This is a genomic window from Fructobacillus sp. ChS1-6f1-1-27 (assembly GCF_059579415.1).
In genome coordinates this window covers 212,617-220,182 of record NZ_JCAOER010000001.1, presented here as the reverse complement: position 1 = coordinate 220,182, position 7,566 = coordinate 212,617, and the positions used below count along the sequence as shown (strand labels likewise).

At 45.3% G+C, this 7,566-nt stretch carries 10 protein-coding genes, 1 pseudogene and 1 riboswitch; all 11 genes and pseudogenes read right to left on the bottom strand.

The window, feature by feature from the left end; all coding sequences use genetic code 11:
* Positions 1 to 350 (bottom strand): transposase (locus AC5162_RS00985; protein ID WP_496533399.1); only part of this gene is annotated, 350 nt, incomplete at its 3' end.
* 47 nt (positions 351 to 397) lie between these two features.
* Complete coding sequence (gene cmk / locus AC5162_RS00980) at positions 398 to 1,075, bottom strand: (d)CMP kinase (RefSeq protein ID WP_496533398.1); 678 nt, start codon at positions 1,073 to 1,075, stop codon at positions 398 to 400.
* Between the two features lie 22 nt (positions 1,076 to 1,097).
* A complete protein-coding gene (locus AC5162_RS00975) occupies positions 1,098 to 1,622 on the bottom strand; it encodes a peptidoglycan-binding protein LysM (RefSeq protein WP_496533397.1) in 525 nt (174 codons plus the stop codon).
* Positions 1,623 to 1,693: 71 nt separating this feature from the next.
* The gene (locus AC5162_RS00970) at positions 1,694 to 2,275 is read right to left on the bottom strand and encodes an ECF transporter S component (protein WP_496533396.1); all 582 of its coding nucleotides are present in this window, start codon (positions 2,273 to 2,275) and stop codon (positions 1,694 to 1,696) included.
* Between the two features lie 76 nt (positions 2,276 to 2,351).
* Positions 2,352 to 2,487: riboswitch (FMN riboswitch) on the bottom strand.
* 114 nt (positions 2,488 to 2,601) lie between these two features.
* Positions 2,602 to 3,351: a pseudouridine synthase gene (locus AC5162_RS00965; protein ID WP_496533395.1), complete on the bottom strand. Its 750-nt coding sequence runs from the start codon at positions 3,349 to 3,351 to the stop codon at positions 2,602 to 2,604.
* 127 nt (positions 3,352 to 3,478) lie between these two features.
* Positions 3,479 to 4,057 (bottom strand): annotated as a pseudogene (scpB, locus tag AC5162_RS00960) (SMC-Scp complex subunit ScpB); the annotation flags it as partial.
* Entirely contained in the window at positions 4,032 to 4,781 is a 750-nt protein-coding gene (locus tag AC5162_RS00955; RefSeq protein ID WP_496533402.1) for a segregation and condensation protein A, read from the bottom strand. The pseudogene scpB and the gene AC5162_RS00955, both read right to left, overlap by 26 nt.
* Before the next feature lie 63 nt (positions 4,782 to 4,844).
* Positions 4,845 to 5,201 (bottom strand): hypothetical protein, encoded by a 357-nt coding sequence (locus AC5162_RS00950; protein WP_496533394.1) that lies wholly within the window; start codon positions 5,199 to 5,201, stop codon positions 4,845 to 4,847.
* 17 nt (positions 5,202 to 5,218) lie between these two features.
* Positions 5,219 to 6,106, bottom strand: coding sequence for a site-specific tyrosine recombinase XerD (gene xerD, locus AC5162_RS00945; RefSeq protein WP_496533393.1), 888 nt, complete (start codon positions 6,104 to 6,106; stop codon positions 5,219 to 5,221).
* 4 nt (positions 6,107 to 6,110) lie between these two features.
* Complete coding sequence (locus tag AC5162_RS00940) at positions 6,111 to 6,998, bottom strand: CvfB family protein (protein WP_496533392.1); 888 nt, start codon at positions 6,996 to 6,998, stop codon at positions 6,111 to 6,113.
* 82 nt (positions 6,999 to 7,080) lie between these two features.
* Positions 7,081 to 7,527: a GatB/YqeY domain-containing protein gene (locus tag AC5162_RS00935; RefSeq protein WP_496533391.1), complete on the bottom strand. Its 447-nt coding sequence runs from the start codon at positions 7,525 to 7,527 to the stop codon at positions 7,081 to 7,083.
* Positions 7,528 to 7,566: the final 39 nt, after the last annotated feature.

The window sequence follows — 7,566 nt, the reverse complement described above, 5'->3', positions numbered from 1 at the left end:
TTGGGTTTCCGTCCTTTTTTCTTGGTAACGATAGTATACCCGTTTTCACGGTAAGAACGAAGCCAATTGGATACCATCCCACGACTAGGTAAGCCATATTCCAGAGAAATCGAATTGATTGACTGTTTAGCAGTTAAAGCTTTTCGAATAGCTTCGAGTTTAAACTCATCAGAATATGATTGGTAAGAATGGTCTAGAATCGATAAGCCATGCTTGTCGATTAAAGAAATTAAGTATCGAACATTTCCAGGATAAACTTTATATATCTTAGCAATTCTATTTGAACTATAATGCTGGTTTTTCCAAAGATAATACATATTAACTTTGTCTTCTTTTGATAATTTGGACATAATAAAAACCTCGAAATTTGGTTGTCCAAATTTCGGGGTTCATATCATTAACGGTGGTTTTCAATAATTTCTTTAATCATGGCGACAACTTGTTCAATTCCATGGCCGGTTGTATCAACCGTAATGGCATCAGCTGCCTTGGTCAATGGTGAAATTTCCCGGTGTGAATCTTTATAATCGCGGGCTTCAATTTCTTGCTTTAACGTTTCTAAGTTGACTTCCATCCCCTTTGCCACGTTTTCTTTATACCGTCGTTCTGCCCGTTCATCAACAGAGGCAATTAGAAAAATCTTAACCTGGGCATTTGGCAAGACAGTCGTTCCAATATCACGACCATCCATAATGACGGGTGCGTTATCAGTCAAATGGCGCTGCCGGTTAACTAAGTCTTCACGGACGGCTTGGTATGAAGATACTAAGGAAACGTTGTTAGTAATCTCAGTTGACCGAATCGCTTCTGTCACCTCTTCACCATTCAACAAGACCTTTTGGACCGGTTCACCTGGTTCAAAGTCAATCTTGATACTTGGCAGCAAAGCTACAATTTGGTCTTCATCACTATAAGAAAGCCCCGCCTTTTTAGCAGCTAACGTAATCGCCCGGTACATCGCACCGGTATCAACGTAAACATACTTCAAGTCCTTTGCTAAAATCTTGGCAATCGTTGATTTGCCAGCAGAGGCTGGTCCATCAATGGCAACTTGAAAATGGGCGGGGTTTGTCATAGTAATTCTTAGTTCCTATCAGTTATTTAATCCGCAATGACTGACCAGCATACTGTGAGTAGTTTGACGTTGTCAAACCTGGGTTCAAAGCAATAATGTTGGCTGGACTAGTATTGTGAGTTACGGCAAAGTTGTACAAAGTTTGGCTCGTACCCAAGACGGCTGTACTATTTGAAGCTGCCTGAGAGGCAGCTTGGTCATCGCTACTTTGAGCAGCACTCGACTGAGCGGCTGTTTCAGAAGATGAGCTAGCACTATCGTCACTACTTTGGCTAGTAGCCGCTGCAGATGAGCTTGAGCTGGATGCAGCAGACTTAGATGAGCTTGACTTTGAAGAAGTCGTACTTGTCTCTTGGCTGCTGCCACCGTTTTTTAGCATACCATAAACTGGTGCTGAGGCGAGCAAAAATAGTGACACCAAAACTAAGATGGCCACTAAGCCACCATGACTTTGGTGCTTTTCTTGCTTAGGTTGTTTCTTTTGGTCATTAGCTGGCTGTTGGTTACGTTGCCGCCGTGACAATGTTGGGACTGCTTGGTCATTCATGTTTTAAGACCTCCAATTAATTCTATGGACAAGTCTAACACGAACCAAGAATTGAAATTGATAACCTTTTCTTAAGACCGAAAGCTTTTCTTAAAAGGTGACAAAATTCCAACGATAATCAACGAGACAAAGAACCAAATCAGGCCTTCCACGATATTGAATGGAACAACCATCCCCCACAAGTAGGCTTTCAAACCAATAAACTTAGCAATATCAAAGTTAGCAAACTTCGCATACAAAGGAATGGCCCACAGCACATTGGCTAAATAAGCTACGATGGTCACGGCAAATGAGGCAACCGCTGCGGTCACAATCTGCCAGAGCCACTTTGGCCAAGCCGATTCAGCCCTTTCAAAGGCGTAAACCACTAAGATAAAGGCTAAGCCGACCACCAAGTTAACAGGTAAGCCAATATAAGTATTGGCCCCTTCATTGAACAAGATTAACTTCAACACTGTTCGCAATAACAAGACCCAGATACTAGAACTCAGTCCAAGCCAATATAAGGCCAAAAAGGCTGGTACGATTGAGAAATCGAGCTTCAAAAAAGATGCACCAGGAATGATCGCCACTTGCGGAAAAATCGTGAGGGCAAAGGCAATTGCCCCTAAAACGGCGACCAGGGTGAGCTTTTTGGTAGTATTTTGTGTCATTTTCTACTCCTTTGGGCCTAAAAAAAGGCCCTACTTCACCCCGGGGTAAAATAAAGGCCAGCAAAAAAGACTGTCTTTAAAACTTCTTTATACCCGACTTTACGGTCGGCTTTGGATTCTAACCAAATCAGCTACCAAAGGTAGGTCGCGGGCTTATCAGCTAAAGCTGCTTCACCGCCGGTTGGGACTTTCACCCGACCCCGAAGTTATTATTCTATTACAACAAAAGTTAGTATAGCACGGGTCTGCTTTTCTAGCAAGCAAGCTTAATTTAAAATAAAAATGGTCGGCCCAACGCCAACCATTCTAATTAATTTTCAATCATTTTACTTACGGCGTAAGAACCGGTAATCTCCAGCTTTCAACCGCTTGACTTCGTCATGCTTCAATTCTCGGTAATCCCCTGGTTGCAAGCCGACTAAGTCCAAGAAGGCATACCGGTCGCGCCGGAGCTTTTCAACCGGGTAACCGACCTTGGCCAACATATCCTTGACCTGGTGGTTCCGCCCTTCGTGAATCGTCACGTTGATAAAGGAAACTTTCTTATCCTTATCAACCTTTTCAATTGCAACCTTGGCCGGTGCGGTCTTTTGCCCCTTTAAAACCACCCCGCGTTTAAGCGGGGCTAACTGGTCTAAAGTAGCAAGACCTTTGACCTTAGCAGTATAAACCTTATCAACCCGACCCTTGGGGTGCATCAACTGGTTGGCTAAGTCCCCATCGTTGGTCATTAACAAGACTCCCGTTGTGTCATAGTCCAACCGACCAACTGGGTAAATCCGCTTATCAACATCGTCAAACAGATCAACCACCGTTCGCCGCCCCTTGTCATCAGAACTAGTCGTCACCACCCCACGGGGCTTGTTCAACAAGTAGTAGACATGCTTTTCCTGGCCGTCAAGCGGAACCCCGTCGACTTTGACTTCATCATGGCGGTCGACCTTAGTCCCAAGTTCACTAACAACTTGACCGTTGACTTCTACCCGACCTTCTTCAATAATTTTTTCAGCCGCCCGACGAGAGGCAATCCCGGCCTGGGCAATCACTTTTTGCAACCGTTGCTTGTCATCACTCATGGTCATTCTCCTCTGTTTCTTCGGTCACTACCTGGCCAGCAGACTGGCTGTTTTTCATCTTTGTAGCTGATTGGACAGTTGCTTGGTCTAAGTCTTCAACCACGGCTTCACCAGCCTTGGTTTCCGTGTCCCCTTGGTCATCGATTTGGTCAAACAAAGCCACTTCTTGCTGACTTTCTTCGTTTAAGGTCAAATCGTCAATATCTGGTAATTCCGGCAAATCTTCCAAGGACTTTAAGCCAAAGTAGTCCAAGAAGTCTGGCGTTGTCCCATATAAAATTGGCCGACCGATTTCTTCTTTTCGACCAACCGATTCAATCAATTGGTGCAAGAGCAACTTCTGAATCGTTCCGGCTGACCGAACACCACGGATTTGATCAATTTCCACTCGGGTAATTGGCTGCTGGTAGGCCACAATCACCAATGTTTCTAACTGTGGCTGGGTTAACTTGGTATTAACTGGCAAGTCAAAGTAAGCTGAAACCAGTTTGCCAAATTCCGGCTTGGTCACAATCACATACCGACCGTCTGAGGACCGGATAGTCAAAGGAGAATCTTTTTCAATTAAATCAGCCGCTAACTTATCGACTAGGCCAGGGACTGCCCCCTTATCAAAACCAGTTACCTTAGCTAATTCGGCCGCCGTTAGCCCATCTTCACCAGCTACGAAGAGCAAAGCCTCAATTTGTTTCATCTGTTCTTTCATCATCCACCGCTTTAATCAAAATTTCATCCGAAAGGTCGGCCTGCCATAGGGTAACTTCGCCATCCTTGGTTAATTCAAGCAAGCCTAAGAAGGTCATCACCAACTGGTCTGGTCGGTGCACTCCCTCGAATAAGGCCGTAAAAGGAACCGACTCGTGCCTTGGAATTCGTTGCATTGTCGAACGAATGGCCGCAATTCCGTCACCAATCGTGTAAGAATCGGACTCGACCTGACGGGTCTTAGGTGCTAAGTCCCGCTTTCTGGCCAAGACACCGTCAAAAGCTAATTGTAAGTCAATCAACGTTAACCCTGGTGCCAGCGCCAGTGGCTGGTCCTTACTTGGCTTTTCTTCTTCAATTGCCGGCCGGACAAAGGACTGGAGGCCCGATTCTTGCCGGTCATCGAAGAAGCCAGCCGCTTGTTGAAAGCGTTGGTAAACTAACAAACGAGCAATCAATTCTTCTTTGGGGTCCAGGTCTTCTTGGTCATCGTCCAAGTCGTCTTCAACCGGTGGCTTTGGCAGCAAATCCGTAGATTTCAAGTGGATTAATTTGGCAGCCATTACTAAGTATTCGGCCGCGACATCCAATTGCATCGCCTGCTGGTCATGGATAAAAGACAGGTACTGCTTGGTTACTTCTGCAATCGGCAGCTGAAAAATATCCATTTCATGTTTCTTAATCAAATGCAAAAGAAGGTCCAGTGGGCCTTCAAAGTCAGTAATTTTAATTGTTAAACTGGATTCTGCGATTGTTCTTCACTCACTTATACTGAAATTTTCACAACTTTAGTAGTGCTTCCGCCACTTATCAACCACGCTCTGAGTTTCAAGCGTGCCCATGATGCTAGCATCTGGGTACCGTTCTTGCAGTTCCGATAAGATTTGAGCATGGGTCGCCTTTTTCGGAGCTCCCGGTGTCAAAATCAAATGGCGGATAATCAAAACGTTTTTTTGGTAGTGCTGGAAACCGACCAGTCCATTAATCGAATCATCCTGGTCAGGCGACCAAAACAACAGGTCGAAGTCCTTTTGCTCGTACTGTTCTTGTACCTGTTGCAAGTGGTCAATATCTTTTAGCTCTGGTACCAAGGAAAAGAGGCCCATCACAATTTTTTCATCATCATTTCGAACTGGAATTAACATGCAGTCCTCCTTTTCACCTAAGCTCTTGGGTGGAAGTCATCATAAACTTCGCTTAACCGCTTTCTCGAAATATGGGTATAAATCTGGGTCGTGGAAATATCGGCGTGCCCTAGTAACTCCTGAACAATCCGTAAGTCCGCCCCATTTTCTAAGATATGGGTGGCAAATGAATGCCGCAAGGTGTGTGGCGAAACGTCTTTTTGAATACCTGCCTCGGCCACCAGGTGCTTGATTAAGCCCCAGACCCCCTGCCGGGTCAACGCCCGACCATGGTCATTAACAAAGAGGTTCTTAGTTGCCTGGTCTTTGACCAAGGCTGGCCTGGCTTCCCGTAAGTAAGCCCCAACCCAGTCAACGGCAACTTCACCAATTGGGATAATCCGTTCTTTATCCCCTTTTCCAAGGGTCTGGATTAGCCCTAAATCAAGGTGTAAGTCTTCTAACTTCAAGTTTACCACTTCAGAAACTCTAAGCCCGGTGGCATACATCATTTCAAGCATTGCCCGGGTTCGCATGCCTAAAGGCGTGTCTAACTTAGGCGTATCCAACAACTTATCCACTTCTTCAACCGACAAGACGGCTGGCAAATGTTCAGCTTTCTTGGGTGGTTTAACGTTTAACATTGGGTCGTGGTCGACTAGGTTTTCCTTTTTCAAATAAGAAAAACACTTCCGTAAAGTCGTCACCATCCGGGCAACCGAAGTATTTGCCCGCCCTTTTTTCCGTAAGTCGTTTAAAAAGGTCAAGACAACCTGGTGGTCAACTTCTTGCCAGGTCTTTTGCTGTTCACCTAAAAACTGGCAAAAAATCACTAGGTCCCGCCGGTACGCGGTTAACGTATTTTGGGATAAACCCCGGTCAACTTGGACGTAATTTAAATAGTCTTCCATCACGTCAGGTAACATCAGCTTATGCTCCTTGTCCGGCCTCGGTCAACTGGATGCCACCCTCAACTTGGGTAATCAAACGGTCCTTATACAACCGACCCAAGGCCCGCTTAAACTGTGACTTTGAAAAGCCAAACTGCTTTTTAATCGCTTCTGGGTCTGACTTATCATTAAACGGAAGGAAATGGTCGGCCTTGCGTTGCAATTGAATCAACAAGAACTTCGCATCCTCATCCATTAACTTGTAAGCCAATGGTTTCAATGACAAGTTGACAATCCCACGGTCATTAACGCCTAAGACTCGGCCACTGACCACTTCACCCAGACGAGGTTCAACTTCCCGTTGTGATGGGTGAATAAAGCCAAGGCAGTAATCATCCGTCAAAACTAGGGTTCCCGCCATCTTATTGCGGTAAACAGTGGCTTTCACTTCGGCTCCCTGCTTCAAACCATTACCACCCATCCGGGCCCGGCGTGAAACCGACTGGACCACGTCTTGTTGGGCAATTTTTCCCCACAACCGGTCTTTACTATCTTGCTTGATTGACAAAAGCAAGCGGTCACCATTTTTGGGCCACAAGGCTTTAATCGTTGGCAAGTCATCTAATGACACGACCAAGTCCTTATTGGCTAAGCCAATATTAACAAAGACACCGAGGTCAGACCGAGAATTAACGACTGTGCCCCAAGCATACTGGTCTTTTTGCACCGCTGGCACCGTCTTCGTGATTTGCAAGCGGTGGTCTTCGTTTTGGTAAGCAAAGCCAGTCACCAAGCCACCAATTCGCAAAGGCTTCTCTAATTCGTCCTTTGCAATTTCATAAGTGACCCCGTCAACTTGGGCAAAAAAGTATTGGTCGTTTTCATCGGTCACCTTAGCTTTGATGACTTCTCCCAGGTTTGTGTTCATAAAATAATCCTATCTTTTTCTTCATTTGGCCAAAATGACCATTATCTATGTATTGAGCAGCCTGAAAGCTACTCCAAAATTCTTACTTAGCCAAGGCTTGCTTAACTTGGTCAGCAACCACCTTACCGTCAGCACGGCCCTTGGTTTGACCAGTCACAATTCCCATGACCTTTCCCATATCAGCTGGGCTAGTGGCACCAGTTTGTGCAATTGCTTTTTGGACAATTTCCTTGATTTCGTCTTCAGACAATTGGGCAGGTAAGTAAGCAGCCAAGATGTCCAATTCCTTTTGAGTAGCATCTGCCAAGTCAGCCCGGTCACCAGCCTTAAATTCAGCCAATGAATCCTTGCGTTGCTTAACTTCGCGTGACAAGACCGTCAATTCTTCTTCAGGAGTCAAATCATGGCCCAAGTTGATTTGTTCGTTCATCACAGCAGACTTAATCTGACGGACAACGGCAAGCTTTTCCTTGTCCTTGGCCTTCATGGCTGTTTTCATATCTTGTTGGGCTTGTTCTAATAGCGTCATCTTATTCTCCTTTTAAACGTGGAATTCTACTATTTATAG

What these genes read in the sequence shown, in the direction of transcription:
- cmk (WP_496533398.1), bottom strand. Translation starts at nt 1,075, where the DNA reads ATGACAAACCCCGCCCATTTTCAAGTTGCCATTGATGGACCAGCCTCT.
- AC5162_RS00975 (WP_496533397.1), bottom strand. Translation starts at nt 1,622, where the DNA reads ATGAATGACCAAGCAGTCCCAACATTGTCACGGCGGCAACGTAACCAA.
- AC5162_RS00940 (WP_496533392.1), bottom strand. Translation starts at nt 6,998, where the DNA reads ATGAACACAAACCTGGGAGAAGTCATCAAAGCTAAGGTGACCGATGAA.
- AC5162_RS00965 (WP_496533395.1), bottom strand. Translation starts at nt 3,351, where the DNA reads ATGAGTGATGACAAGCAACGGTTGCAAAAAGTGATTGCCCAGGCCGGG.
- AC5162_RS00935 (WP_496533391.1), bottom strand. Translation starts at nt 7,527, where the DNA reads ATGACGCTATTAGAACAAGCCCAACAAGATATGAAAACAGCCATGAAG.
- AC5162_RS00950 (WP_496533394.1), bottom strand. Translation starts at nt 5,201, where the DNA reads ATGTTAATTCCAGTTCGAAATGATGATGAAAAAATTGTGATGGGCCTC.
- xerD (WP_496533393.1), bottom strand. Translation starts at nt 6,106, where the DNA reads ATGTTACCTGACGTGATGGAAGACTATTTAAATTACGTCCAAGTTGAC.
- AC5162_RS00970 (WP_496533396.1), bottom strand. Translation starts at nt 2,275, where the DNA reads ATGACACAAAATACTACCAAAAAGCTCACCCTGGTCGCCGTTTTAGGG.